At 46.0% G+C, this 26,564-nt stretch carries 27 protein-coding genes; 7 read left to right on the top strand and 20 right to left on the bottom strand.

Annotation, left to right across the window (positions count from 1 at the left end):
- Positions 1–43: 43 nt before the first annotated feature.
- The 3 genes from C170_RS13370 to C170_RS13380 form a co-directional block, all read right to left on the bottom strand.
- Entirely contained in the window at positions 44–1,597 is a 1,554-nt protein-coding gene (locus C170_RS13370; protein WP_036610182.1) for an extracellular solute-binding protein, read from the bottom strand.
- A gap of 100 nt (positions 1,598–1,697) precedes the next feature.
- Positions 1,698–2,561 (bottom strand): carbohydrate ABC transporter permease, encoded by an 864-nt coding sequence (locus C170_RS13375; RefSeq protein WP_370511436.1) that lies wholly within the window; start codon positions 2,559–2,561, stop codon positions 1,698–1,700.
- A 96-nt stretch (positions 2,562–2,657) separates the two neighbouring features.
- On the bottom strand, positions 2,658–3,563 hold the full coding sequence (locus tag C170_RS13380; RefSeq protein ID WP_017689672.1) for an ABC transporter permease: 906 nt from the start codon (positions 3,561–3,563) through the stop codon (positions 2,658–2,660).
- 408 nt (positions 3,564–3,971) lie between these two features.
- On the opposite strand from C170_RS13380, the gene C170_RS13385 reads away from it, so the two are divergent.
- On the top strand, positions 3,972–6,224 hold the full coding sequence (locus C170_RS13385; RefSeq protein ID WP_036610185.1) for an AraC family transcriptional regulator: 2,253 nt from the start codon (positions 3,972–3,974) through the stop codon (positions 6,222–6,224).
- A 129-nt stretch (positions 6,225–6,353) separates the two neighbouring features.
- Here the strand turns inward: C170_RS13385 and trmB are convergent, their stop codons facing one another.
- Positions 6,354–7,109, bottom strand: coding sequence for a tRNA (guanosine(46)-N7)-methyltransferase TrmB (gene trmB / locus C170_RS13390; protein WP_036610187.1), 756 nt, complete (start codon positions 7,107–7,109; stop codon positions 6,354–6,356).
- A gap of 152 nt (positions 7,110–7,261) precedes the next feature.
- Positions 7,262–7,462: a hypothetical protein gene (locus C170_RS13395; protein ID WP_036610190.1), complete on the bottom strand. Its 201-nt coding sequence runs from the start codon at positions 7,460–7,462 to the stop codon at positions 7,262–7,264.
- 318 nt (positions 7,463–7,780) lie between these two features.
- Here C170_RS13395 and C170_RS13400 point away from each other — a divergent pair, with 318 nt between their 5' ends.
- From C170_RS13400 to C170_RS13415, 4 genes are all read left to right on the top strand, one after another.
- A complete protein-coding gene (locus tag C170_RS13400) occupies positions 7,781–8,734 on the top strand; it encodes a TIGR01212 family radical SAM protein (RefSeq protein WP_036610193.1) in 954 nt (317 codons plus the stop codon).
- Positions 8,735–9,319 (top strand): class I SAM-dependent methyltransferase, encoded by a 585-nt coding sequence (locus C170_RS13405; protein ID WP_036610195.1) that lies wholly within the window; start codon positions 8,735–8,737, stop codon positions 9,317–9,319.
- Between the two features lie 189 nt (positions 9,320–9,508).
- Positions 9,509–10,486 carry a type I phosphomannose isomerase catalytic subunit gene (locus C170_RS13410; protein WP_036610197.1) on the top strand — a complete coding sequence of 326 codons (978 nt, stop codon included), beginning with the start codon at positions 9,509–9,511 and terminating at the stop codon, positions 10,484–10,486.
- Between the two features lie 41 nt (positions 10,487–10,527).
- A complete protein-coding gene (locus tag C170_RS13415; protein ID WP_036610200.1) occupies positions 10,528–11,508 on the top strand; it encodes an alpha/beta fold hydrolase in 981 nt (326 codons plus the stop codon).
- A 130-nt stretch (positions 11,509–11,638) separates the two neighbouring features.
- On the opposite strand, the gene odhB is transcribed toward C170_RS13415, so the two are convergent.
- The 6 genes from odhB to C170_RS13445 form a co-directional block, all read right to left on the bottom strand.
- A complete protein-coding gene (gene odhB, locus C170_RS13420; protein ID WP_036610202.1) occupies positions 11,639–12,892 on the bottom strand; it encodes a 2-oxoglutarate dehydrogenase complex dihydrolipoyllysine-residue succinyltransferase in 1,254 nt (417 codons plus the stop codon).
- A 5-nt stretch (positions 12,893–12,897) separates the two neighbouring features.
- Positions 12,898–15,771, bottom strand: coding sequence for a 2-oxoglutarate dehydrogenase E1 component (locus C170_RS13425; RefSeq protein ID WP_036610204.1), 2,874 nt, complete (start codon positions 15,769–15,771; stop codon positions 12,898–12,900).
- Positions 15,772–16,405: 634 nt separating this feature from the next.
- Positions 16,406–16,840, bottom strand: a complete 435-nt coding sequence (locus C170_RS13430) for an NUDIX domain-containing protein (RefSeq protein ID WP_036610206.1) — start codon at positions 16,838–16,840, stop codon at positions 16,406–16,408.
- Positions 16,841–17,338 (bottom strand): GNAT family N-acetyltransferase, encoded by a 498-nt coding sequence (locus C170_RS13435; RefSeq protein ID WP_036610208.1) that lies wholly within the window; start codon positions 17,336–17,338, stop codon positions 16,841–16,843.
- Between the two features lie 360 nt (positions 17,339–17,698).
- On the bottom strand, positions 17,699–18,208 hold the full coding sequence (locus tag C170_RS13440) for an 8-oxo-dGTP diphosphatase (protein WP_036610210.1): 510 nt from the start codon (positions 18,206–18,208) through the stop codon (positions 17,699–17,701).
- Positions 18,209–18,446: 238 nt separating this feature from the next.
- Positions 18,447–19,235, bottom strand: coding sequence for a DUF3891 family protein (locus tag C170_RS13445; protein ID WP_036610214.1), 789 nt, complete (start codon positions 19,233–19,235; stop codon positions 18,447–18,449).
- A 195-nt stretch (positions 19,236–19,430) separates the two neighbouring features.
- On the opposite strand from C170_RS13445, the gene coaA reads away from it, so the two are divergent.
- Positions 19,431–20,360 (top strand): type I pantothenate kinase, encoded by a 930-nt coding sequence (coaA, locus tag C170_RS13450; RefSeq protein ID WP_036610217.1) that lies wholly within the window; start codon positions 19,431–19,433, stop codon positions 20,358–20,360.
- Between the two features lie 64 nt (positions 20,361–20,424).
- Positions 20,425–20,787 (top strand): DUF423 domain-containing protein, encoded by a 363-nt coding sequence (locus C170_RS13455; protein ID WP_036610220.1) that lies wholly within the window; start codon positions 20,425–20,427, stop codon positions 20,785–20,787.
- Between the two features lie 68 nt (positions 20,788–20,855).
- On the opposite strand, the gene C170_RS13460 is transcribed toward C170_RS13455, so the two are convergent.
- From C170_RS13460 to C170_RS13500, 9 genes are all read right to left on the bottom strand, one after another.
- The gene (locus C170_RS13460; protein WP_036610223.1) at positions 20,856–21,407 is read right to left on the bottom strand and encodes a histidine phosphatase family protein; all 552 of its coding nucleotides are present in this window, start codon (positions 21,405–21,407) and stop codon (positions 20,856–20,858) included.
- A gap of 24 nt (positions 21,408–21,431) precedes the next feature.
- Entirely contained in the window at positions 21,432–22,214 is a 783-nt protein-coding gene (murI, locus tag C170_RS13465) for a glutamate racemase (RefSeq protein ID WP_051447195.1), read from the bottom strand.
- 246 nt (positions 22,215–22,460) lie between these two features.
- Positions 22,461–22,847 (bottom strand): hypothetical protein, encoded by a 387-nt coding sequence (locus C170_RS13470; protein WP_036610226.1) that lies wholly within the window; start codon positions 22,845–22,847, stop codon positions 22,461–22,463.
- A 26-nt stretch (positions 22,848–22,873) separates the two neighbouring features.
- Positions 22,874–23,344, bottom strand: a complete 471-nt coding sequence (locus C170_RS13475; RefSeq protein WP_036610229.1) for a GNAT family N-acetyltransferase — start codon at positions 23,342–23,344, stop codon at positions 22,874–22,876.
- Positions 23,344–24,003, bottom strand: coding sequence for a GNAT family N-acetyltransferase (locus C170_RS13480; protein ID WP_162158971.1), 660 nt, complete (start codon positions 24,001–24,003; stop codon positions 23,344–23,346). Before C170_RS13480 ends, C170_RS13475 begins: the two co-directional genes overlap by 1 nt.
- A gap of 59 nt (positions 24,004–24,062) precedes the next feature.
- Positions 24,063–24,434, bottom strand: coding sequence for a hypothetical protein (locus tag C170_RS13485; RefSeq protein ID WP_327196639.1), 372 nt, complete (start codon positions 24,432–24,434; stop codon positions 24,063–24,065).
- Between the two features lie 88 nt (positions 24,435–24,522).
- The gene (locus C170_RS13490; RefSeq protein ID WP_036610236.1) at positions 24,523–25,407 is read right to left on the bottom strand and encodes a serine/threonine-protein kinase; all 885 of its coding nucleotides are present in this window, start codon (positions 25,405–25,407) and stop codon (positions 24,523–24,525) included.
- On the bottom strand, positions 25,404–25,982 hold the full coding sequence (locus tag C170_RS13495) for a GNAT family N-acetyltransferase (protein WP_036610239.1): 579 nt from the start codon (positions 25,980–25,982) through the stop codon (positions 25,404–25,406). The genes C170_RS13490 and C170_RS13495 overlap by 4 nt, the downstream gene beginning before the upstream one ends.
- Positions 25,979–26,560: a DJ-1/PfpI family protein gene (locus C170_RS13500; RefSeq protein ID WP_036610242.1), complete on the bottom strand. Its 582-nt coding sequence runs from the start codon at positions 26,558–26,560 to the stop codon at positions 25,979–25,981. Before C170_RS13500 ends, C170_RS13495 begins: the two co-directional genes overlap by 4 nt.
- Positions 26,561–26,564 lie beyond the last annotated feature (4 nt).

A 26,564-nucleotide genomic window follows, 5' to 3' on the forward strand; every position in this document is an offset into this window, starting at 1 on the left:
TTCGAATTTGAAGGCACCTTTTCTTTATGAAGGAAAGTACAAACTATTGTATGCCTGTAGACTTCAAATACTCCTGCCACTGCTTGGTGTATTCTGCCTGAATTTTTTCCAATCCTGCTTGTTTAGCCTTCTCCATAAATGTGTTCAATCCAGCCCCTACGTCTGCCACCAAACCTACATTAAGCGGATACAGATATTGTTTTTCCACTTGTTCCAATGCAGCCTTCTCGGCTTGGTACGGTGTCCAGTCTTCAGCAAATCCGGTATAAATATCCGGCTTTTTGATTTTGTCGAGATCTTCAAACATGGTCAGCACGTCATCAAAGGTTTTATCATAGAGCATGAATTCCGGATTACGCCATGCCCAACCATTCATACCCTCACGTGGGAAGCCGTTGGTTTGTGCATCTCCGACCATTTTGTAGTATCCATTATCTACCTCGAAGTTTTTGCCTTCAACGCCGTATTCAGTCAACCAATTATATCGTTTGTCTGTCACCAGTTTCTCATAAAATGCCAATGCTTTTTCCGGGTTTTTACTGCTACGCGGAATCGCAAAACCATTGTGGATCGGGTGAACCGGTTGTGCAAACCCTTTCGCATTCGGGTACGGGAAATAAGCCAGTTTCCAATCTGGATGAGTAGACTGCACCTTGATAACATCTGCATTAAATTTGTTCGGGTTCTCCCCGGACAGAACAACAGCCGCTTTTCCATTTTGCAGCAATGAGTTGGAAGTATCCTTTACATTCAGTACGTTTTTCGGGAAAAAGCCTTTATCCATCCAGCGTTTGTATGTTTTCAGGTCTTCCAGATGTTGCGCCGATCCCCAGTAGGACGTCACGGTTGTTGGTGTTTCATACATAATATCCAGTCCATATGGAAGTTGACCTGCTGTATTAACCAGCTTGGATGTCAATTGACGAATACCATGGGTATGGTTGGCATTGCTATCCGCAATCGGAATCATATTGGGTTCGTTGGCTTTGATGCCCTCCAGATACGCTTCTAGCGTCTCCAAGGATTCCGGTTTTGGAAGATTGTACTTCTCGCGCAAGTCCTCACGGTACGCAATTCCCTCGGTTACATACTCAATCCAAGTTGATGGAACAGTATAGATTTTGTCATTGATTTTGACAGCATTCCACATGTCATCAGGGACATGAGCTTTCAGCGCCGGCGCTGCTGTAGGCAGCATTTCATCCAGTGGCAGGAACGCGCCCTTCTTGGCATAGGACTGGTAGAATGTCCAATCCGCTGTGAAGATCAGATCGATCGGCTGCCCGGAAGACAGCAACAATTTATATTTTTGATCCCAGTCGGTCCATGAGGTGTAGTTGAATTTCACATTGACGTTCAGATCAGCCTCAGCCAGCTTATTGATCTCGGATTCAATAACAGGTAGATCTTTCGGAGCATCCCCAAGCATGTAAAATTGGAGCGTGACTTTCTCGCCTTTGTTCCCGGATGTTCCTCCCTGCTCGCTTCCTTGCGTCGATCCCCCCGAATCGTTATTACATGCGGCAAGTACCCCGGCGAACAACATCAGGGCAAGTACCAGAGACAGGTGCCGAATTGTTTTGTTACGCATACGCATCCTCCCTTTTTGTGGTGAACCTTTATATGTTAGCGCAGACTCGCCATGTTTCAGACCTGAAATGATATCAGTGGCCTGACGCCCACAGCGCGTTCACGTTCTAACCTTTCACTGCACCAATGGTGAGTCCTTTAACAAAATAACGTTGTACAAACGGATACAGGAACAAAATCGGTCCCGTTACAACGATAGCCATTGCCATCTTGGTTGATTCGGTAGGCACATCCTGACTGAGTGTGATCCCTGTGCCAATCGCCATCTGGTCAATGAATGTGATCGTGTTCATCGTGTTGTAGAGATAAAATTGCAGTTGGTACATATCCGGGTTGTTAATGAAGAGGGATGAGGTAAACCAGTCATTCCAGTAACCGAGTGCCAAGAACAGACCTACGGTGGCGATACCAGGCATCGCCAGTTTCAACACAATGCTGAAATAGATGCGGAAGTCATTCGCTCCATCAATTTTGGCGGACTCAATCAATTCATCCGGCACTGCCGAGCGAATGAAGTTTTTCATCAGGATAATGAGGAATGGCGTCATCAGCCCCGGGAAAATAAGTACGGTGTACGTATCTGTGAGATTGAAGTAGTTCGCCAGCATAATGTACCAAGGCACAAGTCCCCCACCAAACAGGGTTGTGAAGTAGATAAAAAACGAGAACGTGTTCCGATATTTAAAATCCTTACGTTGGAGCACAAATCCGGCCATCGTGATGAGGAACAGCCCTAGCGTAGTCCCCACCACCGTTGTAAAGACCGTTACCCCATAAGCTTTGAGTACCTGAGTCGGGAATTTGAACACCATTTTGTAACCTTCCAGGGAAAAGTCCGTTGGAAAGAGGTGATAACCATCCCTCACAATGGACTCGTTGCTGCTGAATGAACCGGATAGAATCAGCAGAAACGGTAGCAAGCACATGATTGATAAAATGATGATGAAGCTGTAGGAAATCAGTTGGAACATGAAAGTGAATTCCGAATCTCTGAGACGAGTATTCGTACGAGTGTGAGTATTCATTGGCGTGTTCATGATCGTTCTCCCTCCTGCCCTGCGGGCGTTCTAGAACAAGGCGTAGTCCTCATTTACTTTGCGGATAATATAGTTGACGGTCATGATCAAAATGAATCCAAACAAGGACTGATACAGACCAGCAGCCGTTGCCATCCCGATATCAAACGTTACTTTCAGTGAACGATACACATACGTATCAATAATATCTGTAGCGTTGTACAACACCCCGTTGTTGCCGATCAGTTGATAGAACAGGTCAAACTGCCCCTTCATAATGCTGCCGAGTGAGAACAACAACAGGATGACAAAGGTTGGCTTCAGCATTGGTACCGTAATGTACCAGATCCGCTGAAATATATTCGCCCCGTCGATTCGGGCAGCTTCATAATACTCGTCACTGATACCCGTTATGGCGGCCAGATAGATGACCATGCTGTATCCAAGATTTTTCCATAGATAAAAGATGATGATCAGGAACACCCAGATCCAGGGTGTGTTATAAATGTCGACCGGGCCGGCCTCAAAACGTTTGAGCACCGTGTTCACAAAACCCGACTCGTAGTTGAACATGTTGTAAGCGATTACACTTAATAGTACAAATGAGATGAAATACGGCAAGAACATGACGGATTGCGTGATTTTTTTGAATAACCTGCCCCGGATCTCGCTAAGCATGATCGCACAGAAGATCGCCAGACCGTTTCCTAATATAATGAAGGCGAGATTGTAACCCACGGTATTGGTTGTGAGCTTCAGCAACATTCCGGATTGCCATAGGAACTTAAAGTTCTCCAGACCGACAAATGGACTACCAAATAATCCGCCTTCAAAATCATACCGGGTGAACGCATAATAGATGCCGACCATCGGAAAATACGAGTTAATCAGAAAAAAGATCAGCGTGGGCAACAGCATCAGAAACATGATTTTGTTTTTGTTCAATTCTTTGAGCATGGCTCGATCCCTCCCGAATTTCTTGCGGTGCTACGTGGTGGAGCTCTCTTTTTATTGTAGATGCTCTCTTCACTCACGGATACTGAAGCTTCCCTTCAGAAAATGAACGATTCTGCGAAATGAACTATGAACAAAATGAACGAACCATGAAATGAACAGACATTCACATACATCCGTTCACAAATGTTGATATCGTGCATAGGCTACACCTAGTGAACAATCCAGCGAAAGTTGAACTTTATGTAGAGAAAACAGGCAAAATGGCCTGTCCAGCATTGATGTAAACGCATACATAATATATAATTCAAGTTACTCTTGCTCTTCTGTACATCGATATATGAAGCCTCACATATGTATATGAAATTCTATGTTGTTCACCCAAAATAGGAGGTCTGAGGGGGAAACAGAATGCGTAAACGTTCAGAGGACAGTCAGAAGGTCTTCACACGGATTCTGATCGGCATTATTATCAGTACCGTCGCTACCTTACTTGTGGCTTCTTCTATTTTGTACGTCAACTATAATCGAATTGCTCTTCGTCAGGTGTATCGTACAGATATGAACAGTCTTACTCAAACCAGCCGTGAAGTGGCCAAAATGACCGAGACTGCAAAATCATTGTCATATCAGATTTATCAGGACTACACCATCTCTTCATTACTGCTCTATTCCAAACCAAATATCTATGAAATCACATCGGCGATGGAGCAGCTCGACAACTACCGTATGTCCCTTCCCTTTATTGAATCCATCTATGTATATAACTCCAAAAGTAATGAATTCTTTATCAGTTCCAACGTGCGCAATGGGCAGCAGTCCATCTCGGAGATCGATGATCAGGGGATTACAAGCATCCTCCAACGCTTCCATGACTATAAACCTTTTGTGCCCATCCCGCGTACATATCAGGTCGGCTCTACCGAAGCAACAGAGGTTAACAGCTACACCTATCTCTGTTATGACACGATTAATGATAACGCGAAGCTAAACTATGCTGTCATCGTTAATATCAAGGATGATTGGCTCAGTCCCAATATGAATGCTGTGGATCAACCAGGCAAAACCTTTATCGTGAATGAGAAGGGAGACCTTTTATCTGACTTTGGCGACCGTGCATTGATGAAAAATCTCTCCAGCGAAGCTTTTATGAAGCCAATTATGCAGGATACGGGGCAATCAGCTTACTTTACCGAGAAGGTCGACGGAGAAAAATCTCTCATCACCTATACCGCTCCCGATGACCTGGGTTGGCGTTATGTGAGAATAACACCTTATGATCTGATTACTTCAGATATACGGAGTATGCGCACACATACCGTTCTGTTTTGTGTTGGACTTCTCTTCGCAGGGTTGCTGCTCTCTTACCTTGTGTCCCGCAAACTATATCACCCTATTGATAAGGTGCTTGTTCGTTTACGTGTGATGGAAGCAGAGCGACGTGGCAGTCTTCATTTGTTACGGCAGGATTTTCTACGAGGGGCCCTGCAAGGCCGCGAAACAGTAACTGGAGGTATGCTGGAAGAACGGATGAAGTTCTATGGTTCCTCCATTGATGTTCAGCGTGCATCCAGGCTGGTATTGCTGCGTATTGACCATTTTACCGAATTCTGCGAAACGTACCGTGATGAGACCCAGCTTGTAAAATACGCCATGATGAACATATGCACCGAGACAGCCGATCTCCACTACAATGCGGAAGCTGTCGACATGGGCGGTGATCTGATCACACTCGTCTTCAATGAAAAAGAGGAAAGCGATGAACTTGGACAACCTGCTCATAACCGGATCGAAGAGCTGCTGCGTATGATGCAGGCCGCTGTAATGACCCATTTGAAATGCTCCATCTCCTGTACGATCGGTACGGAAGAAGATTCATTGGAAGACAGTATTGCATCCTACACCAGATCAGCCGAAGCCTCACTGCATCGTTTGTTCATGGGACCGGGCTGTCTGATCTATACCTCTGACATCATGGCTTATCATGCCAAGGAGTACGCATTCCCAGCAGGTAAGGAAAGACAACTTGTCGATCATCTAATGACAGGCAAGACGCGAGAAGCAAAACAAGTCTATGCAGACATCGTCGGCGAGACAGCCGATTATCCATTTACCGTCTTCCAACTAGCCTTATCCCATCTGACGATGACACTGAACCATGTACGAAATACCCTCAAGAAGAATAATCAACTCACGCTTGATTCAGTCTCGGATGGTCTAATGCTGCCTGTCAAAGACGCGGAAGACATTAGTGAAGTACATGAACACTTCTATCGGATGTTTGATGAGCTTGGTTCCAAAGTTGAGGAGAAACGCACGCTGAAGCACGAAGAGTTGATTCGCAAAATCAATGGCATTATAGAGCGGGACTATGCGGACCCCAATCTCTGTCTAACTTCCATTGCAGATGAGTTGGGCATGTCGCCCATCTATGTGAGCAGGCTCTACAAACAGCTCACCCTGAAAGGGCTCACGGACGTGATTAACGAAACCCGCATAGCCAAGGCTCAGCATCTGCTGGTGGAGACGGAGAACTCCGTTGCCGATATTGCCGAGAGAACCGGCTTCACCAACAGTTCATACTTCTATCGCATGTTCAAAAAGTTCAACGGGGTTACACCAAACGATTATCGCCGCAAAGAATTTCATTCAGAAAACTTCTGAAATCATCCCAGACTTGAGTTTATGGAGTAATGCACATCGATTGTTAATGCAAAAAAAGAGCGACTTATGAGAATGAATCATTCACCTCATGTGTCGCTCTACTTAATTGAGTTTAAATTAGATTTCGATTTATTCCTGTTCCTGATCTTCGCCAGACTCATCCGAAGCTTCACGAACTTTATACTTGTCCAGACGTGTCTGCTGATACTCACGCAAGGCCTCTTCACCCACAATCACTTCAACCCGGTGAATGTTCATACCTTTACCCATGAATTTCTGCTCGTACTCCGTCATCACATGTTCTTCATTCAAACCATCACGATGCAGATTCAAAGAAATATTGGTCATTTGCAGGCCGAAGTCGGCAATGGCGTTGAGTGAGAAATCAAACAGCGTCTCCGAATCGGTTTTGAAATGAATCTCACCTTTGGGATTAAGCAATTCCGTGTATTTCTTCAGGAAGCGCGGGTGCGTCAAACGACGACGTGCATGCTTTGCTTTTGGCCAAGGATCACTGAAGTTCAAATAAATGCGTTCCAGTTCTTCCGGTTCAAAAACTTCTTCGATCTGTTCAATATTCGCCAGCGCAAGCTTCAGGTTCGGAGGTGTCTCCACATCAGCCTGACTCCACGCATTACGAGCTTTCTCACTGGCACGACGCACCAGTTCATCATACATATCAATACCGATGAAATTAAATTCCGGATATTTATAACTCATTTGGCTGATAAATTGACCTTTACCCATACCAAATTCCACGAAGATCGGGTGATCATTGCCAAACAGTTCAGACCATTTTCCTTTATGTTGCTTGGGGTCCAGTACAACAAGATCAACTTGCTGCTCCAGATTTTCTCTTATCCCTTTTCTGCCACGTAAACGCATTTTATTCCTCCGTTTGTCCCATACTTGTCTCAGACTTATTTTGCCGAAGAACTGGCAAATTGTAAAGAGCAATGAAAAGGGAATCTTCGGATCTGCCACTTTGGGCAAATCTCAAAGATTCCCTCTTCGATTTATTTGGAATTGGGGTCCAACTACTTTAGTAGTTCATAGTCTACCTTATCTTGGTGTGAAAAATCAAATGTCTTTTCGAAAGCATCGCGAACTTTTTGTCTTGCAGCCGCTTTCACTTTCGGATTTCCATTAAAACGAACACCTGTTAAAGCCAGTGCTTCTTCTGCCGTCAATTCAACAGACACATGATTCAATTCATTGTTTTTAACTTGGGAATTCATTCATATCACCTCACGGTATAGTATGGTCCATGACGTCAACGTTGATTCAAATGCTATGATGAATAATACCCATTAGATGGTGTCTGACGCTGATTTAAATATAACATAAGGTGTAAACTATAGCAAGGAGAAAACCTTGATTTTACGGCCTATTTTTGCGTTTCGATTCCCTTTTTTTTTAGTTTTTTGATACAATGATAAAAGTTCATGAAGACACCTATAATCGCTATCCATCGTCTATGACGGAAATCGCATAGCGCTTCTTCTTTTGTTCACGTATGATTACGGTAATTCGACAGCCAAAGGAGTACCCTGAAGATGAATGCACCTGCATTACAGTCCCCTCTGTTGTGGGGAGATAAACGATTCCATACCTGGAATTATGAGATGCGAGATCAATTTAACAATAAGGTTTTCAAAGTGATGCTGGATGCTGGATTCACCTGTCCCAACCGCGACGGTTCCATTGCCAAAGGTGGTTGCACCTTCTGCAGTGCGCGTGGATCAGGCGATTTTGCTGGCAGCAGACGTGAAGATCTGGTCACTCAGTTCAATACAATTCGAGATAAACAGCACCTCAAGTGGCCTACAGCCCATTATATTGGCTATTTCCAAGCCTATACGAATACGTATGCTCCGGTTGAGGAGCTGCGTGAATATTTTGAAGAAATTCTTGAGCAACCCGGTGTTGTTGGTTTGTCCATCGCCACTCGCCCGGATTGTTTGCCAGATGACGTTGTTGATTATTTGGCTGAACTGAACGAGCGCACCTACCTGTGGGTTGAGATGGGGCTTCAAACGATCCATGATTCCACATCAACATTGATTAATCGCGCGCACGACACGAAGTGTTATGAAGAAGCGGTTGAGAAACTGCGCAAACGGAATATACGTGTGTGCACACATATCATATATGGTCTGCCTCAAGAGACACATGAGATGATGCTGGACACTGGACGGGCAGTTGCCAATATGGATGTACAGGGAATCAAGATTCACCTGCTGCATCTGATGCGCAAAACACCAATGGTGAAGCAATACGAAGCTGGTCTTTTACGTTTTCTGGATCAGGACGAGTATATCAAGCTGATCGTAGATACACTGGAGATGCTTCCACCGGAAATGATCGTACACCGTCTTACAGGCGACGCACCGCGTGATCTGTTGATTGGACCGATGTGGTCCATGAACAAATGGGAAGTGTTAAACTCCATTGATCGTGAGCTGCGAGAGCGGGATTCATGGCAAGGTAAGTATTGGAGGCGAGCATAGATGGGCTTTCTTTCGGTTCTCAGCTGTGCGCATCAGTGGATTGCTTCCCGTCTGCAGCCAGGTGATCTGGCGATAGATGCAACGGTGGGTACAGGAGCAGACACACTATTTTTGGCACAACAAGTTGGCCGGCGTGGTCAAGTCATTGGATTCGATATTCAAAGTGAAGCCCTCACGCTGGCACAGGCCCGGATTCGAAAACAAAATGATGAAGCCAAGCTTGGCTCCATCTCCATGCTTCAACTAAGCCATGATCGAATGGCAGAAGCAGTTCCTGAGTCATGGCTTGGTACGGTTGGTGCAGTTATGTTCAATCTGGGGTACCTGCCTTCAGAAAGTGCAGATTCCTCCATCATCACCGAGACTGACAGCACGATCGCTGCACTCGAGGCTGCACTGGCTTTATTACGTCCTCGCGGAATTATTACGGTTGTGCTCTACCCCGGTCATGACGGAGGGGCACAGGAAGCAGAAGCTGTATTGGACTGGTCCTCTGCCCTTCCGGTGGAACAGGCACAGGTTGTGATCTATCGCCAATTGCAGCGAGAAACTTCTCCTTTTCTGATCGGAATCGAGAAAAAATAATTTCCTTTGTTCACCAAATACAATAAACTAGACACAATCGCAAGGCGAGCTATTAACGGCTTTTTCTTACTGCGATCTGTGTTCTACATCTACATATGCAAACGTATTCACTTGTTTGCTCATGGCGACTACATACCCATGACTGATTAAAGCGATCCACCATTTCATATACTAGAGGAGAGATTACTGATGTCTACGCCATACCCATTACAATTCCAACCTGAGTTCAAAGAACGTGTGTGGGGCGGTCGTGCGCTGGAGCAATTCGGCCTTACGCCCCCTGAAGGACATATCGGAGAAGGATGGATGATTGCGGATCATCCCAACGGTACAACCAAGGTATTAAATGGAGCACTGGCTGGCAAAGGTCTGGATGAAGTTCGTGAACAACTGGGCACCGAATGGCTTGGAACCAAAGGTGTCTCTGAAAAAGGCGGCCGTTTCCCCCTTCTGATTAAGCTGCTTGACTGCAACGATGACCTGTCCGTTCAGGTTCATCCAACAGACGATTATGAGGCACTTCCTCCAGGCGAGCTTGGCAAAACAGAAATGTGGTATGTACTCGACGCAAAACCGGGCGCACACATCATCTATGGCTTGAACGACGGCGTTGATCGGGCAACATTAAAAGAAGCATTGGAAAACGGCACGGTGATGGATACCCTTCGTCAGGTACCTGTAGAGGCCGGCGATACGTTCTTTATCCCTGCGGGAACAGTGCATGCGCTCTGTGCAGGTGTCGTTGTCGCTGAGATTCAGCAAAACTCGGATACGACGTACCGCATATACGATTATAATCGTCCAGGGCTGGATGGCAAACCACGTGAGTTGCATGTTGAAGACTCATTAAATGTCACCGCCTATGAGGGCGCAGGTGCCTCAACGATGAAAACAAATAACGCTACTCCTGGTGAATGGCTCAAGCTTGCGGAATGCCCTTATTTTGTAGTTGAAAAAGGTATTGTGAATAAACGTTGGGAACTCTCCACCAATCCTGACAGCTTCACGATTCTCGTTGTCTGTGAAGGAGAAGGAACTTTGGAGTGGGCACATGCTGAATCAGACAGCATTGAATTGAAAGCTGGACAATGTTATCTCTTGCCAGCCAATCTGGGTTCTTATACATTGAACGGGAATACCACTGTTCTTCGCTCTTATCTACCCTAAATCAAGCTTATATGTGACCTGTGAAGGAGGAATTACACGAGATGCAGGAATCTACCTTTGCCTTGGTCGCTAGTGAAGGTACCCGTATTCATGTGTACCGCTGGCTTCCCGATCCGGATTGTAACGTTAAAGGTGTAGTGCAAATTGCACATGGCATGGGCGAAACGGCAGCCCGATACGCCGAATTTGCCGACATCCTTACCCAAAATGGCTATGCGGTTTATGCCAATGACCATCGGGGTCATGGCAAAACTGTGGAGAATGCCAAATTGCTTGGTAATGCTGGTATCGATGCCTTCCGCTGGATGGCGAGTGATATGATCAATCTGGGCGAAGTAGCCGCCAAGGAGAATCCTGGGGTGCCCCTGTTTCTAATGGGACACAGCATGGGCTCATTCTTGGTACAACATCTCATGTACGCTGGTCATGAGCAGTACCATGCCTTTATTTTATCCGGGACAAACGGCAGACGCGGTCTGCTCCGGTTTGGAGAGAAACTCGCCTTTTTACAATGCGGCATTCAGGGGGCTACCCACCCCAGCATGCTGCTCAACGCGATTGTATTTGGTGGATTTAATCGCTCTTTCCGCCCTGCAACTACACCGTTTGATTGGTTGTCCCGGGACTCACAAGAGGTTCAGCGATTCATTGATGACCCCCTGTGCGGAGCCGTCTGTACAGCAGGCTTTTTCCGCGACTTTTTCAAATTGCTGCTTGAAGTCCATTTTCCACACAATATGGAGCGCATACCCAAACACAAACCCGTATACCTGTTCTCAGGTGAGAAGGACCCTGTCGGACTTCATGGCAAAGGCGTTCTTAATCTGGTCTCGCAGTATAAGAAACTTCACCTGGAGAATATTGAGTATCGCCTTTATCCGGATGGACGCCATGAAATGCTGCATGAGATTAACCGAACAGAAGTGGCCCAGCACGTTGTGAACTGGCTAAAGCGGAATACCCCTGACTCGAATACACCCCCTAGTCCGTTGAACCTGACTGAGACCGCTGACTCTATATAATAGACTCGGAGAACAACATATCAAAAGCCAAAAGAAACCCCTGAATCGGATACACAGCTCACGCTGCACTCCAGTTCAGGGGTTTTCTTGTTAAGCGATATGAATAATAGCTATAATCAAACGTTATGGATTAACCTTCAATTAACAGGGATTCCGGGTCTTCAAGCAGTTCTTTCACGGTCACGAGGAAACGTACCGCTTCACTACCGTCGATAATCCGGTGATCGTAGGACAACGCGATGTACATCATTGGACGGTTCTCCATCCGCTCTGCATCAATCGCCACTGGACGAAGCTGAATCTTATGCATCCCCAGAATACCCACTTGAGGTGTATTCAGAATTGGCGTAGACAACAAGGAACCAAATGTTCCACCATTGGTTATGGTGAACGTTCCACCTTGCAGATCAGATAACGCCAGCGTGTTGGAACGAGCTTTGGATGCCAGGTCCGCAATGCTCTTCTCGATCTCGGCAAAGCCCAGACGATCGGCATCACGCACAACCGGTACAACCAGTCCTTCCTTCGCAGATACGGCGATGCCGATATCATAATACTTTTTGAGTACAACATCTTCGCCATCAATCTCTGCGTTAATTGTAGGGAATTTTTTCAGAGCCCCCACAACCGCTTTGGTGAAGAAGGACATGAAGCCCAGGTTAATCTCATGTTTCTCTTTGAACTTGTCCTTACGGCGTTTACGTACATCCATGATCGCAGTCATATCAACTTCATTAAACGTAGTCAACATGGCTGCTGTCTGCTGAGCCTCTACCAGACGTTTCGCAATGGTTGCACGACGGCGAGACATCCGCTGACGCTCCACTGGTTTGGTATAGGTAGAACTTCCAGCTGCTGGAGCTTTACTCGCAGGTGGAACAGCAGGAGCAGGCGCCTGATTGTTATGGCTCTTCACATCATCCTGGTATACCCGTCCAATCGGATCTTTGCTCTGGACCTGATCCAGTTCGATACCACGTTCACGTGCAAGCTTACGGGCAGACGGTGAAGCCGTCTTGGCACTATCAGATGACTCTGGCGCTGCCGCAACAGGTGCCGATGGTGGTGTTGGAGCTTCAGGTGCAGGAGTAACGGCCTTTTTCTCTTCAGCTGCTGGTTCGGAAGCGGGTGCACCGCTTCCTCCTCCAGAACCAGCTGAGAGTGTACCGATCGTTTCACCGATCTCGACCGTCTCTCCTTCCTGACGAATGATCTTCTCCAGCACGCCACTTTCTTCTGCGCTGATCTCAATATTTACTTTATCCGTTTCCAGTTCAAGAAGTACATCACCCTGATTAACGGTATCCCCTTCTTTAACCATCCATCTGGATACAGTTCCCTCAGTTATTGACTCACCCATTGCAGGTACTTTAATTTCACTCACAGCTGTTACCTCCCCAGTGGAATATTATTCTTCGTCGTTTGTTTCAACGCAGATGTAATAATCTGTTGCTGTTCCATACTATGCACAAGCTGATAACCGCTGGAAGGACTTGCGTGTTCCGGGCGACCTTCGTATCTAACGGTTGTGCCTTCAGGGGCAACTTCACGAAGACGAGGCTCCATGTATGTCCAGGCACCCATGTTTTTGTTTTCTTCCTGTACCCATACCAGTTCTTTTACATTGCTGAAACGTGCGAGTATGCGTTTAATCTCTTCTGCCGGGAACGGATATAGCTGTTCCACTCGAATGATGTGAAGCCATGACCAATCAGCTTTATCTTTTTCAAAAGCATCTTCCAAGTCAATGGCAATCTTGCCACTGCACAAAATAATGCGCTCTACGCGATCCGGCTGTGTACCCAGTCCGGCTTGCTCCAGCACAAGCTCAAACTTGCCTTCACTGAATTCGACTGCCGGTGAAGCAACACGCGGATTCCGAATGAGACTTTTCGGTGACATCATCACAAGTGGACGAGCATCTTCCGTTTCAGTCAAGGAAGCTTGACGACGCAACAAGTGGAAGTACTGAGAAGCACTCGACAAGTTGGCAACCGTCATGTTGTCTTCTGCACAAAGCTGCAGGAAGCGTTCAAGACGAGCACTTGTATGCTCAGGTCCCTGACCCTCATTCGCATGTGGAAGCAACATGACCAGACTGGATTTCTGAGACCATTTGGCACGACCCGCTGATACAAACTGATCAAAGATAACCTGTGCACAGTTGGCAAAGTCACCGAATTGAGCTTCCCAGATGACCAGTGTATCGGGTGAATATACGTTATATCCGTATTCGAATCCAACAACGGATTCTTCAGACAACGGACTGTTATAGATTGCAAAGGATGCTCTTGCCTGTGGCAAGTGATGTAATGGGCAGAACTTTGCTCCATTTTCCGAATCATGCAACACCAGATTCCGATGAGCGAATGTAGCACGCTCGGCATCCTGTCCACTAATCCGAATTGGCTTGCCATCTGCCAGAATGGTTGCAAATGCGAGTGTCTCCGCAAGGCTCCAATCCACTTTTTCCCCTTCGTTCAGGGAAGTGCTCCGGCGTTGCAAAATTCGCTGTAACTTCGGATACACATTGAAGTTCTCAGGCCATTTCAGCAGATCGGCATTAATGCTGCGAAGATTCTCAAGCGGTACCGCAGTCGGAGTAATCGTAACAGCCTCCGGCTCACTGATTTTCCGCTGATAATATTCATGTACTTCATTTTTCTTCATCTGGTCATAAGCTTCTTTTAATTTGTTCGTTACTCCATCGCGAATGCTCGTAATGGATGCATCATCGATAATCGATTCCTCTTTCAACTGATCCTGATACAAGTGGCTTACCGTTGGATGGTTTTTCACCTTGTCATAAACGATAGGTTGAGTTGTTTCGGGATCATCGGTTTCGTTATGGCCGTAGCGACGATAACCGATCAAGTCGATCAGGAAATCCTTTTTGAAGCGATTGCGATACTCGGCTGCCATACGAATGGCTGCAATACAAGCATCCGGATTGTCCGCATTCACGTGTACAATCGGAATTTCGTACCCTTTAGCAAGGTCACTTGCGTAGTACGTTGAACGGGAATCACTGCTATCTGTAGTGAAACCCAGACGATTGTTGACGATAATATGGATGGTTCCGCCATTCTGATATCCTGGCAGAGCTTTGAAGTTAAGCGTCTCTGCAACGATCCCTTCTCCAGGGAATGCTGCATCACCGTGCATCAAAATGGTAGCTGCCTTCGTCACGTCTTGCTTCGGATATCCAGGGTCACGACGGTCATCCTGAGCCGCACGAGCAAACCCTTGTACAACCGGATTAACGTATTCCAGATGGCTCGGGTTATTCGCCAGAGTAAGGCGTGCCTGCACAGTTTCCCCGTCTTTCACAAAACGGTTGGCACCCATATGATATTTGACATCCCCCGTCCAACCGTAGTTGATCCCAGTCGAACCTTCCGATGGAACCAAATCTTTGTTCGGAGCATGATGAAATTCAGAGAAAATCTTGCTGTACGGTTTGCCCAAAACATGAGCCAGTACATTTAACCGTCCACGGTGGGCCATACCCATCAGAATGTGGCTTGATCCGGCTTCTGCCATGATGCAAACTGCTTCATCCAGCATCGGCACAAGCACATCGTTACCTTCGATGGAGAAACGTTTCTGCCCAACAAATGTTTTGTGAAGATAATCTTCAAATTGCTCGACTTCAACCAAACGTTCCAGCAAAGCCTTACGTTCTTTCGGCGTAAGTGGAGCCGGTGATGTCCGAGATTCCGCACGACGATTCAGCCACTCACGCTCTTGAACTTCGTGCACATGACTGAATTCGTAGGCCATGGGTCCAGTGTATATCTGACGCAAACGTTGAATTGCATCCCATCCGGTTGCTGTCTGCCCATCTGCACCTTCCCAGATCAGGGAAGCAGGCAAAGCTTTCAGATCTTCTTCGTTTAATTCAAAATGCTGAGGTTCCAGCAAAGATGTGTCTGTATCTTCACTGATTCCAAGCGGATCTATATCTGCAGCAAGATGACCATAGGTGCGGATGTTCCATACCAGTTTACCCGCTGTAACCGCTTTCTGTAATAGTTGAATGTCTACGCTTCCGGAAGCCGATTGGGCGTTGCCGGAATTCAAGGTTGTGCGTGCATCCCTACCAGACATCGGCGGTGCACCCCATTGTTCAAATAGTTCACGATAAGCCGGTGTAACCGAACCAGGGTCTTGAGTGAATAATTCATATTGTTCCTGTACGTATCCCATATTGGGGCCATAGTAACTTTCCCAGGGCTTCTTGTTGCCTTCCACGATCGTCATCGACGTTCCCTCCGTCTTGATTTAGTCATAAGTTTTTGACGGAAATCATTGACTAAGCCGTAATTTGCGTTCGTTCAACATTTTAAGCGAAATTTTTCATGAAGTCCAATAATCGTGCTGTTGGTGGTAGTAACGTTAGTCCGACGCTCCCGTCAAGGTTTGTCTGCGTTTTCAAAATCAAAGTAAAACAATGATTGTATATACCGTCGCACAGATGTCGAATACTGTCCTGATCCGTTCGAAGGTTACACTTTCTCCACTTCTTCAAGTGAAGTCCATGTTCTACTATCTATTCTATAAACTTTTACGCTCAGGAGCATTTCCTATTTTTAGTTCAATTGATGCATAAATTAGATGAATCGAATAAATCGATCAATTTGGGTAGAACAACGAACGCCTAATTACAACAAAATAGGCATACGATCTCCCATTTTACCTCCTTAATTGAATTGTGGTCCATTATGTGCAAAAACAAACCGTCAAGTTAAACATTAACCATTTGACGTCACATTCAACAAATAATTGGGGTTTTCTTCAGGAGACCCACAGCAAAAAGCTGGCCCAGACATAAATTATCCGAGCAGCTTCTTTGGATTCATCAAATTTAAGTTAACAATAAAGTTGAGGATGCACATCAAGATGTACTTTTGCTAATCATATACTCTGCAAACGGCGTTAGGGAAAGATCTCTAACTTGCTCCAGTGTAAACCAGTCCGCGCCCAACGAATCTTCACCATCGGGTTCTTTTTTGATATGATCCGGCTGACTGGCTGCGGTCAAAACAACATCATACAACATCCCGATATGGTGCAACTCTTCCGGCTCACCTTGATACACCCATTCCAGTACCGTAGACTCCGCAGAACGAATCATCACTTGTAGATGGGTCAGGCCCGTCTCCTCTTCAATCTCACGATGAAGAGCAGTCTCTGGCTGCTCGCCAAATTCCAGCCTTCCGCCTGGTAAATCCCATTGCCCCTGATATGCTCCGCGAGCCTTATGAATCAACAGGAATTGGCCCTCCCAAGCTACCAAGCCATATACCCCAATATGTGTATGCCGATTCACTTAAGGACTCTTCCTTTCGTTTTCATCCTCTGTAACAGCATCCAGATCTATGGCCATACGGATCATATCCACACAGCGGATACCATCCTCTATAATCTCTTCCTCATAATGCCTCACAAAGAAGTCACGATCAACCCCGATAATGCGGAAACCGCAACGTTGGTATAACTTCAATTGATGAAAGCTGGAGTTGCCCGTCCCAATCTCGAGAATTCGGCATCCCAATCTACGTGCAGCTTCCATCGCTTCCTTAATCATGTGTTTGCCTACACCTTGTCCCTGCAGTTCTTCCTGTACGGCAATATTAACAATCTCCGCAGTCTCTGGACGAGTCTTCAACAATACGAACTCCCCAACCATCTCTCCTTCATACTCGGCAATAAAACAAACACCCCGACTCAGGTATTCATCCACAATTGCTTTTGAAGGATCAGCCATCAATAAAAGTTCGTAGGGTCTCTCTTCTTCCCAGTCCAAAATCCGGAACGACAATTTCATGCCAATCTCCACCTTTTCATCGTACAATATTCATTTACGTTCTGTTTGCAGAAGCCTATGTATGGCAAATCCACAAATATATCATTCTTCATTTCAACAAACTAGTTTACTAAATCTATTAATCACACACTATTACCCACAGACTAGTCATCTCCTATAAAAATAGTAAACTTCATTATATCATAATATTTGGATATAAATATATAGATATGGATGATACATTATGAGGCATTATTTTTTATCCTAACCCAAGCTTAAATGCTCATGGATTAATTTCCATTCCCCATCAAGCGTCGCCGCACTGTATCCTTGCAGGGCATGCTGGTATCCCATGATTTTTACTCCTTCTGACGGTTTAACTTATTGGGTCTCACTCTGTTCAAGTACGGAATCGCTATACACCATAAATGTTTCTTGCAACGTACGTCCGGATGACTTCTCCCAGATCACACTCCGCTCAAAAGTGCCTTTTTGGAAAAAACGTGGGAAACGTTCAGCGAACCAATCCTGCATAGGCAGCTCAAAAACCCGCTTCATCGGCACCCATAACAGCTCGCCTTCGGGCGGATCTTGCAATAACCGACCCTCGAATGAAGTCGCCAAATAGTTAAATACCATGTACCGCAATCCTTGTTCGGGATCACAGAACTCATCAAGCCCTTTATACGTAATCTCATTAACTATTAGCCCCGTCTCCTCCAGAACCTCCCGCACGGCGCCATCCACGATACTCTCCGGAAAGTCTACCTTCCCCCCAGGAGCAATGTATCCCGGAAATCCTTTGCGGTCCGGCCGATTCATTAACAACACCTGATCATTCATTTTGTCCCATACCATACACATCGTTAATATTTCTATCCTAGTATCCATATTCGTCCTCCTGCTAACATGCGCTTCTCTGCTGTACACTAACATTTCTGGGAATAACCTGTGTTTTCCTTCTTTATTCCCACTCTGATTCATTCGTATTTTCACCGGTCTCACAGTATAGTCTATGATGATATATATGCATACGAAAGGCGGACGCCCTGTACACCTGTACATCAGAAGCCCGCCTGTTTTGTTATATTCTATGCTGCTATTTCCTCAAGCCTGGAGTTTCCAGTTCTCAGTTCAATTCCGTAATCAACACCCGGCGTTCCTTCCATTCAGCCCGGCGATAAGCCTGTTGCATACCAAATTTGCGGATACTTGCCTTTGGTACCGATTTATATGGTAAAACGATCGTAAAGTCCTCATCAAACGGGAAAAAAGACAGGCCTACTTTTTCATTGGATAACCACTCTGCCTGAATCGGTTGTCTGGAACAGGCATCAAATGTACAACTGAGTCCTTCTGCAAAAAAATCATAACGCGCAGCAGGTGTTCCAGGTTCCTCCATACAGAGAAACAGACTGAGCTGATCACAGAAAAGCATAATCTCCACATCACTTTGCAGCCTCTGTTTCAGTGCTTCAGCATCACCACCAAGCTGTTTCTCCCAATCCAGCTGACGTTCGTGTTCTTGTTGCAGATAATCTCGGATGTCATCATCATCCTGAGCATTGGCCCCCAGATTTTTCTGAAATAGCTCCGTGTACATCAAGCTACACAATAATCCGGCGTAGAGGTTTTTCTGACGAACTTCTTCAATCCCTTTATGGTAGAATACAAAACGCGGACGCAATGGAAAGTCACGAAACGAATACGGCGATTGACTGTAATCATTCCAGAACGGAGATGAATCCAGTTCAATCCAACCACGGTCATGTTCCTTGGCCGCTAGAATCAATTCATCCCGATGCGCAGCATCGGATAATAATTCATTTTTCCAGTGGGAAGCCATCTCTCCGGCTACTAATCCATGCTCATGCTGTGCGGTCAAAACAAAATCATGCTCTCTCTCATATACGATCATGTACTGTCACCCTTCCGCATGGTATACGTTGACTTTAACATAAATTGGGTTAAACTTTCCTAGTAAGTTGTTTTTCGCTCCATTTTGACGAAAGGCATTATGAAAGGCACAATGTAAAGGTGTTGTCAGTTTCCTGAAATTTGATACACTAAAGGTTGTGTCCACAATTATATTACATACAGAAAGCGGGATCTCATGAATTTATACTCTCCTTACATCGAGTTTAACCGCAAGGAATGGGCTGAACTTAAAGAACATCAGACCACTCTTCCACTGACGGAAGCCGAATTAGAACAGTTAAAGGGATTGAATGAAGAGGTATCGATTCAAGAAGTCGAAGATATATATTTGCCTCTTACCCACTTTATTGACCTATATGCAAGAGTTTCACGAGAGCTGAATCAACTGACGGCCTCCTTTATGAAAAAAGAAGCCCTCCCCACCCCCTACATCATTGGAATCGGGGGTAGTGTTGCCGTGGGCAAAAGTACAGCGGCCCGCTTGCTACAGGCACTGCTCGCCAGAGGTAAGAATAGCCCGAAGGTTGACCTTGTCACAACCGACGGTTTCTTATATCCCAATGCGGTGCTACAAGAGAAGGGCATCATGAACCGCAAGGGATTCCCGGAAAGTTATGATATCAAATCCCTGATTCAGTTCATGGGTGATGTGAAATCTGGCAAACCCGAAGTGAAAGCACCCGTCTACTCTCACCTCGCCTACGATGTCATTCAAGGAGAAGAGAAGCAGATCTGTCAACCGGATATTCTCATTATTGAAGGTATCAATGTACTTCAGATCAAAAAGGAAACGCCTTTGCTGGTTAGTGATTTCTTCGATTTTTCCATCTACATTGATGCGGAAGAAGAACATATAAGGCACTGGTACGTTGAGCGTTTCAAGCTACTCCGCAATACAGCGTTCCAGAACACAGATTCCTTTTTCCATCAACGATTCGCCAATATCGATGAAGAAGAAACCGTGCGTACGGCCAACCAGATCTGGCAAGATATCAATGCCAAAAACCTGCATGAAAACATTTTGCCAACCAAAGGACGTGCCAGACTGATTCTGAAAAAGGAAGCCGATCACTCCATTGGGCAGATTCAATTGCGCAAACTGTAGACAACACTCGTGCAGTAAACTTTGATGTTATATCTAATTACCCTTAAAAGGAGAGAAAAACACATTGCAAACCCTGATTATACTCGGCAGTATTATGATGTTCCTGGCTGTTGCATTGGGTGCTTTTGGCGCACACGCGCTCAAGCGCAAATTATCCGCTGACATGATCAAAATCTATGAAACCGGTGTTCAATATCACCTCATCCACGGACTTGGCATCATCCTGATCGGACTGCTGGCAGACCGTCTTGAATCCTCTTCACTCGTCATGCTTGCCGGATGGCTGATGTTCGCCGGGATTATCCTGTTCTCTGGCAGCCTGTACGTTTTAAGTGTGACGGGTGTTCGCAAATTGGGAGCCGTTACCCCACTTGGCGGAGTCGCATTTTTGGCTGGATGGGTTATGATCATGATTGCTGCATTGTAATATGCCCCGTGGATAAACGAAAAGAGTGTTCTGGCTGATATAATATCGCTGGAGCACTCTTTTGCTGTTTAATCTGTCCAGATTCTTCGAATGGTGGACAGCCCTGCATCCGGTCGTTGTCTCTCCAGCACATACACATCCGGGTTAGACAGTTTGGTCCACTCTTCATAACCAAAGGATGGTTCATACTCACGAATAAGCAGTGATAACAAGTTTCCATGTGTAACCACGGCCGCGTGCTGTTCCGGTCTGCTCCACAACTCTTCCAGTAGTGCCAGCCCCCTTGCAGCCGCGTTTCTCGAAGATTCCCCGCCTTCTTCCATCCAATCCACATCATCGTATGTACGTTTCAGTACATCCATCCAGTTAGGCAGATCAAGAGAGCTAAGTACCCTCTCCTGAAGACGTTCATCCGTATGTATATGTTGCATCGTTGCTATGCCCAGTGGCATAGCCGTCTGAACGGCCCTTTTCCATGGACTGGAGACAATATACGTTATGGAATGATGAGCCAAGATATCTGCAAGTTTTTCAGCCTGCCTGATCCCTTCATCAGTAAGCTCTGCATGGGGTTCCTGCCCTGTGGCCTTGGCGTGACGGATAAGATAAATGGACTGCATAGCTATCACCTCCTATGGTGTAACTTACTTGGAGTTCATCTCAAGATATTGAAGTGCACTGTACATCTTCTCCTGCTCTTCCGGTCGGCCTGATGAACTGAGGAAAGTGACCTGTTCCCCTGTTCTGTCTCCATGTTGAGCCACCAGTCCAAGCCGCTGCTTCAGATGGTTCACTGTGCCTTTACTGCCATCAATGATCTGTATATGATCGGGCAGAACCGTGCGCAGAATGGACGTATAGAATGGATAATGCGTGCAACCAAGCACCACTGTGCCATACCCATGAACATCAACATCTGCCAGCTTGAACCGGAAATAATCAGCGATTTTGCCCGGATCAAAATCCAGCTGTTCACACCACTCCACAAGTTCCGGCAACGCAATGGAATCCACACTGTGGTGATCATCAACACGTGATACCAGTTCGTTATACTTGGTTTGGCTCAAGGTGAGGGCCGTAGCAAATACAAGCACCCTCTTCCCACTGTTGCGATTCATCTCCACGGCTGGTTTCACTGCAGGCTCCATGCCAATGATCGGGATATCATACTTGGCGCGCAGATCCTTCACAGCCAGACTTGTTGCTGTATTACAAGCAATCACGATGGCTTGAACATCCTCCTGAACGATGGCTTCCACACAATCAAAAATATGTCCTCTAACCTCATCCGCAGACTTCGTTCCATAGGGGACATGCAAGGTATCTGCGTAATACAGAAATTTTTCTTCCGGAAACTGTTGTAATGCCTTATGCAAAACGGTTAAACCACCGATGCCTGAATCAAAAAAAGCAATTTTTTTAGTCAAGGATTTCACCTCTATAATGTATTCTTCGGGTTCCAAGAACCTCTCAATGCTGCTCATGCTGACTGGAGGTGAGGTTTGTACTTCCGGCTCATCACACACTACAGTGCTTGACGGCTTGCGGGAACCATTCCGGTTACGGATCGTTCTTCTGATCGGAGACAAAGGCGAACGCTATCGCTTCTTCAGAATCGATTCCGCCCCCTCCATTACTTCCGCTAAGTCAGGTACTATAGAGAAGATAAGCCATTATTCTACGCTCATTTTATACTGTCTGAGCCAGTCCTTGCCACTATGCCACGCCTTTACAGGGTTAAGCTCTCCAAGCAGTTCAGTACTTGCCTGAGCCATGATCCATTCCTTGAGACCATTATCCGGACTGGATTCGAGCTGCTGTAGCAGGAAAGGCAGTCCTGCCTCCCCCGTATTCAAGATGTCGTCGTAAGCCTCCCGGTTACCAGCAATATAATCATTCGGATTGCTGCTGGTCAGGAGGACAGGGTCGCTAACCATCTGCTGCAGGTTGCTTTCAATCGATGCTGTTAATGCTTGGTCTTCTGTCCGAATCGAACATGCTGCTACCGTCAATGCTGTGCATACGGATAACAAACCCAGAATCAGTCTTCTCCGATTCACTGTACCACTCCTTTCAACAACGAGAGTTATAGAACAAGTTCCCATTGTTCTTCGGTAAGCTCCTGACCTGACAACATCTGCTTGCGAACTTCCTTCACTTCAAAGCCCACAGATTGATATAATCTACGCGCGCCGATCAAAGACTCATTGGTCCACAGGATCACGGATGTGTAGTCCTTTTCTTTTGCAAAAAGAATTGCCTGTTTGATAAGCTCCCCGCCCCATCCTGCACCACGTGCTTCCGGTTCGATCAAAAACCAGCGAAGTTGAGCCGTATTTTCATTCACCTGAGTAAGTCCTATGGAGCCAGAAGCTGTCTGATCTAACTCAACAATCCATAACATCTCCCTCGCGTGATTGCCTTTAAGTCCAAACGAATTCACCGCGTTGGTGATAAATTCAGCAAAGCTATGATCATAATTATACTCGTTTCGATAGATTCGGATATGTGCTTCAATGACATACTGCAGATCCTTTTGTACGAAAGTGCGAATCATCAGACATCACAGTCCTTCCTCAAATCCACAGTTGTGATACTGAAATCCACACCGAACTGAATTAATCCGAGTTTACGGGCAACTTGCTGTGAAGCAAGATTATCCCAAGATGTACTGTAGATTGGCATGCGTCCACGCTCCTTGACATAATACTGCCAGCACTTTACTGTCTCCGCTGCATATCCATGTCCTCTATAACCGGGTGCCGTATACAGACTCGCTTCCGCCCCATGATCGGAAAACCTTGCGGAGCAACACACTGCCACAGCAGAATCCCCAATAACATAAGCGGCAACAGGGCTTTTTTCATACAAGTAGTCTGTTAATTCAGGGAAATGCTCTGCCAGCAAATAACGCTGCTCCTCACCAATCAACTGAACCTTCTGATTCCACTCGTGAGATAACTCAGGAAAAGCATAGGCAGGTCCCATCCACACACGGTTAACTGGCTCAAAGGTTTCCACCTTGCGAATCAGTTTTGGAATATCCAACGGAAGCTCGAAATCCTTACCCAACTCATTCATTAGATCCGGCGGTAACTGCTCATGATAATAGATCAGTGAACCGGCAGAAGTCATGCCAATAAAAATGGCTGGAGCCTGCCCACCACCCGGCTCGTTAATGCTTAATAGACGCTGCTGCTCATTGATTGTATACAACGTGCTCACCTGTATTTTCAACATTTCCATAGACGACAGGTTGGATTTTGGAACCATAACTATGAAGTTAACCTTTGCAATAATCGTTTGCCTACACTGCCTTTACCAGCTTCCTGCTGCTCCAGAAAATCGGATAATTCACGTAAATCAGCTGGGCGATATCCAGCCCCGCACCCGCAATTATGATAGGTATAACCATGACGGTACAGCATCATTACTTTGGTCCATTGTTTGGTATCATTTTGCTTGGGCGCCTGGAAATCCTGTCCCATGCTGACCATAGAAGTGGCACATTGCGGGCATTTATATTCAAGTTGTGCCACCACCTCAGGGCTCAGGTCATGTCTAGAAACTTGTTTAAATGATTTGCGACAAATGAAACATGCATAGATGTCTTTATATGGTCCTGACAAGGCATATCTGCACATCATCTGCACCCCCTTAATAATTTCCATTATACGGGATTTCACACACACTTACGAATGGATTTTGCATATTTGCGAAAATTCCACCACTCACTCATTGACCTTTAATCGCAGCTTGTTTCCAGGCCTCACCAAGTTCCGCAATCGATGCGTACCGCTCGGACCGATCATCGCTCACTGCACGTATCACAACCTGATACAATGCTTCTCCGGCATCCCATCTGTCATAGGAACGATCTTTCTCCCCACCAAGCAACCCAAACGCCATTGCCCCCATGTTGAATACATTGGTAACCGCATCTATGGGTGCACCCAACTCAAATTCCTCAGGGGACATAAAGCGGGAAGATCCCCACATGCGCCCCATGGTATTGGTAAAAGAGCCCTTCCGATACAAGTCGATATCACAAATTTTCATAAAGTTTCTGTCAAAATCATAGATCAGACTGCCATCATACAAATCAACAGCCACATAACCTCTTCGTTCCACCTCGATATGAAAATTCAGAATCTGCTCCATTGCCTGAATGCGTGTCTCAACAGGAAGCTGTCTGAACCGATAGTAGGGCGAACGCGGATCTTCATATTTGGCCGGAGGCGGAAAATACCAGTGGGAATGCAAACACTCCCCATCCACCCAATCGAATACACAGGCATACCCCTCATCCGTTGCAAAATGATCCGTTAGTCGAATCAACGTGTCATGCGCCAAATCTTCGTAAACGGAAACAGATGATTTCAGATTAAGAATGGCTTCCGGGGGACTTCCCGTATGATTCGCATGAATTGTATGTGCTCCCGCATACTTTACGAACAATCTCTTTCCATCCTTTTGCACAATACCGAAGGAGATATTCCCCGAATCCTGCTGATCGAATACGCGAAAGACCGTACCCAATGGCTGTAACCAATCGAAAGAATGAGACTCTTTTAAAACAAAGGAAATACCATCGATCTCGAGTTCAACTTGATCTGTCATCGGACTCCTCCTGTGCTGGTATCTTCATTCAATGTTGAATGCTCCGTATAAAAGTAATTCATATGCGCCTCATCATATCCCTGACCGTTGACTTCCAATGCGTTACGCTCGATGCCGTAGACTTCAAATCCATATCGCTCATATAAACGTCGGGCTGATTCATTTGTTGTCACTACACTCAGATTAATCTGCTTGATACCTTCCAGATGTCTTCCCCGATCCAGCACCTCGCGGAGCAAGCGCGAAGCCAGCCCACTTCCCCGATATGGCGGAGCAACATAGACGCCCCAGATCATACCTTTGTGCCTGAGTTTCAGGCCGTGTTCCCTTTTGAAACCCATCATTCCCGCCAAAGTTCCTTCTTCTGTATATGCGCCCAGAATATAATCATCCGGTTCATTATGTATGCGCTCCTGCACTTCACTCATGGGGAGTTGAATGGACAACTCGAACGAAGCCCCAAAGGCTTCAGGATGTGTTTTCAGTGCTTCCAGTCGCAAAGGCCAGTAAATGTCTGCTTCATCCCGCTGAATATTGCGAATGATATATGTCTCTTGCTTTCGATCTTCGTTCATTCTTCGACCACTCCCTGCATCTCATAAGGATAATCGATCTGAAGTTTTACACTCGCTGCCGCTTCCTGTCCTGCAAGTAACCCAACAACATAAATCCCAAGGTCAATGGACGTGGCTACTCCACCAGCCGTAATTACATTTCCATCTTTTACAATCCGCTTCTGAATCACCTCGGTGACATACGGCTCAAGCAAATTATATGCACGGGGATGTGTTGTTGCTTTTTTGCCGGATAAAAAACCAGCCGCACCCAGCAGCAGAGAGCCTGTGCACACGGAAACCTTCAAAGGCACAGACTCAGCCTGTTTCAGCCAACCTACGAAGGCCTCGTCATATCGAAGCTTACGCGTTCCCATACCTCCAGGGATAAACACGAGATCATATTCCGACAGGTCAGGCTTCACTCGATCCACTTTCAACGTTAGACCAGACTCATCCGTGACCTGATCTGTCATTGCACAGGTTTCCCACGTCGTTCCTTTGGTAGGTTCAAAGAAATTCAACCGATTGATCACATCATAAAACCCTGCAAAATCAAGGAAAGTCAGTCCATCAAACAAAACGAATGCAATTTTCATTGGT

The sequence above is a fragment of the Paenibacillus sp. FSL H7-689 genome, from assembly GCF_000517905.1.
GTDB classification, from domain to species: Bacteria; Bacillota; Bacilli; order Paenibacillales; family Paenibacillaceae; genus Paenibacillus; species Paenibacillus amylolyticus.

Coding starts and splice junctions, on each gene's coding strand:
- C170_RS13370 (WP_036610182.1), bottom strand. CDS start 1,597: ATGCGTATGCGTAACAAAACAATTCGGCACCTGTCTCTGGTACTTGCC.
- C170_RS13375 (WP_370511436.1), bottom strand. CDS start 2,561: ATGTTCCAACTGATTTCCTACAGCTTCATCATCATTTTATCAATCATG.
- C170_RS13380 (WP_017689672.1), bottom strand. CDS start 3,563: ATGCTCAAAGAATTGAACAAAAACAAAATCATGTTTCTGATGCTGTTG.
- C170_RS13385 (WP_036610185.1), top strand. CDS start 3,972: ATGCGTAAACGTTCAGAGGACAGTCAGAAGGTCTTCACACGGATTCTG.
- trmB (WP_036610187.1), bottom strand. CDS start 7,109: ATGCGTTTACGTGGCAGAAAAGGGATAAGAGAAAATCTGGAGCAGCAA.
- C170_RS13395 (WP_036610190.1), bottom strand. CDS start 7,462: ATGAATTCCCAAGTTAAAAACAATGAATTGAATCATGTGTCTGTTGAA.
- C170_RS13400 (WP_036610193.1), top strand. CDS start 7,781: ATGAATGCACCTGCATTACAGTCCCCTCTGTTGTGGGGAGATAAACGA.
- C170_RS13405 (WP_036610195.1), top strand. CDS start 8,735: ATGGGCTTTCTTTCGGTTCTCAGCTGTGCGCATCAGTGGATTGCTTCC.
- C170_RS13410 (WP_036610197.1), top strand. CDS start 9,509: ATGTCTACGCCATACCCATTACAATTCCAACCTGAGTTCAAAGAACGT.
- C170_RS13415 (WP_036610200.1), top strand. CDS start 10,528: ATGCAGGAATCTACCTTTGCCTTGGTCGCTAGTGAAGGTACCCGTATT.
- C170_RS13425 (WP_036610204.1), bottom strand. CDS start 15,771: ATGACGATCGTGGAAGGCAACAAGAAGCCCTGGGAAAGTTACTATGGC.
- C170_RS13435 (WP_036610208.1), bottom strand. CDS start 17,338: ATGAAATTGTCGTTCCGGATTTTGGACTGGGAAGAAGAGAGACCCTAC.
- C170_RS13440 (WP_036610210.1), bottom strand. CDS start 18,208: ATGGATACTAGGATAGAAATATTAACGATGTGTATGGTATGGGACAAA.
- C170_RS13445 (WP_036610214.1), bottom strand. CDS start 19,235: ATGATCGTATATGAGAGAGAGCATGATTTTGTTTTGACCGCACAGCAT.
- coaA (WP_036610217.1), top strand. CDS start 19,431: ATGAATTTATACTCTCCTTACATCGAGTTTAACCGCAAGGAATGGGCT.
- C170_RS13460 (WP_036610223.1), bottom strand. CDS start 21,407: ATGCAGTCCATTTATCTTATCCGTCACGCCAAGGCCACAGGGCAGGAA.
- C170_RS13475 (WP_036610229.1), bottom strand. CDS start 23,344: ATGATTCGCACTTTCGTACAAAAGGATCTGCAGTATGTCATTGAAGCA.
- C170_RS13485 (WP_327196639.1), bottom strand. CDS start 24,434: ATGATGTGCAGATATGCCTTGTCAGGACCATATAAAGACATCTATGCA.
- C170_RS13490 (WP_036610236.1), bottom strand. CDS start 25,407: ATGACAGATCAAGTTGAACTCGAGATCGATGGTATTTCCTTTGTTTTA.
- C170_RS13495 (WP_036610239.1), bottom strand. CDS start 25,982: ATGAACGAAGATCGAAAGCAAGAGACATATATCATTCGCAATATTCAG.
- C170_RS13500 (WP_036610242.1), bottom strand. CDS start 26,560: ATGAAAATTGCATTCGTTTTGTTTGATGGACTGACTTTCCTTGATTTT.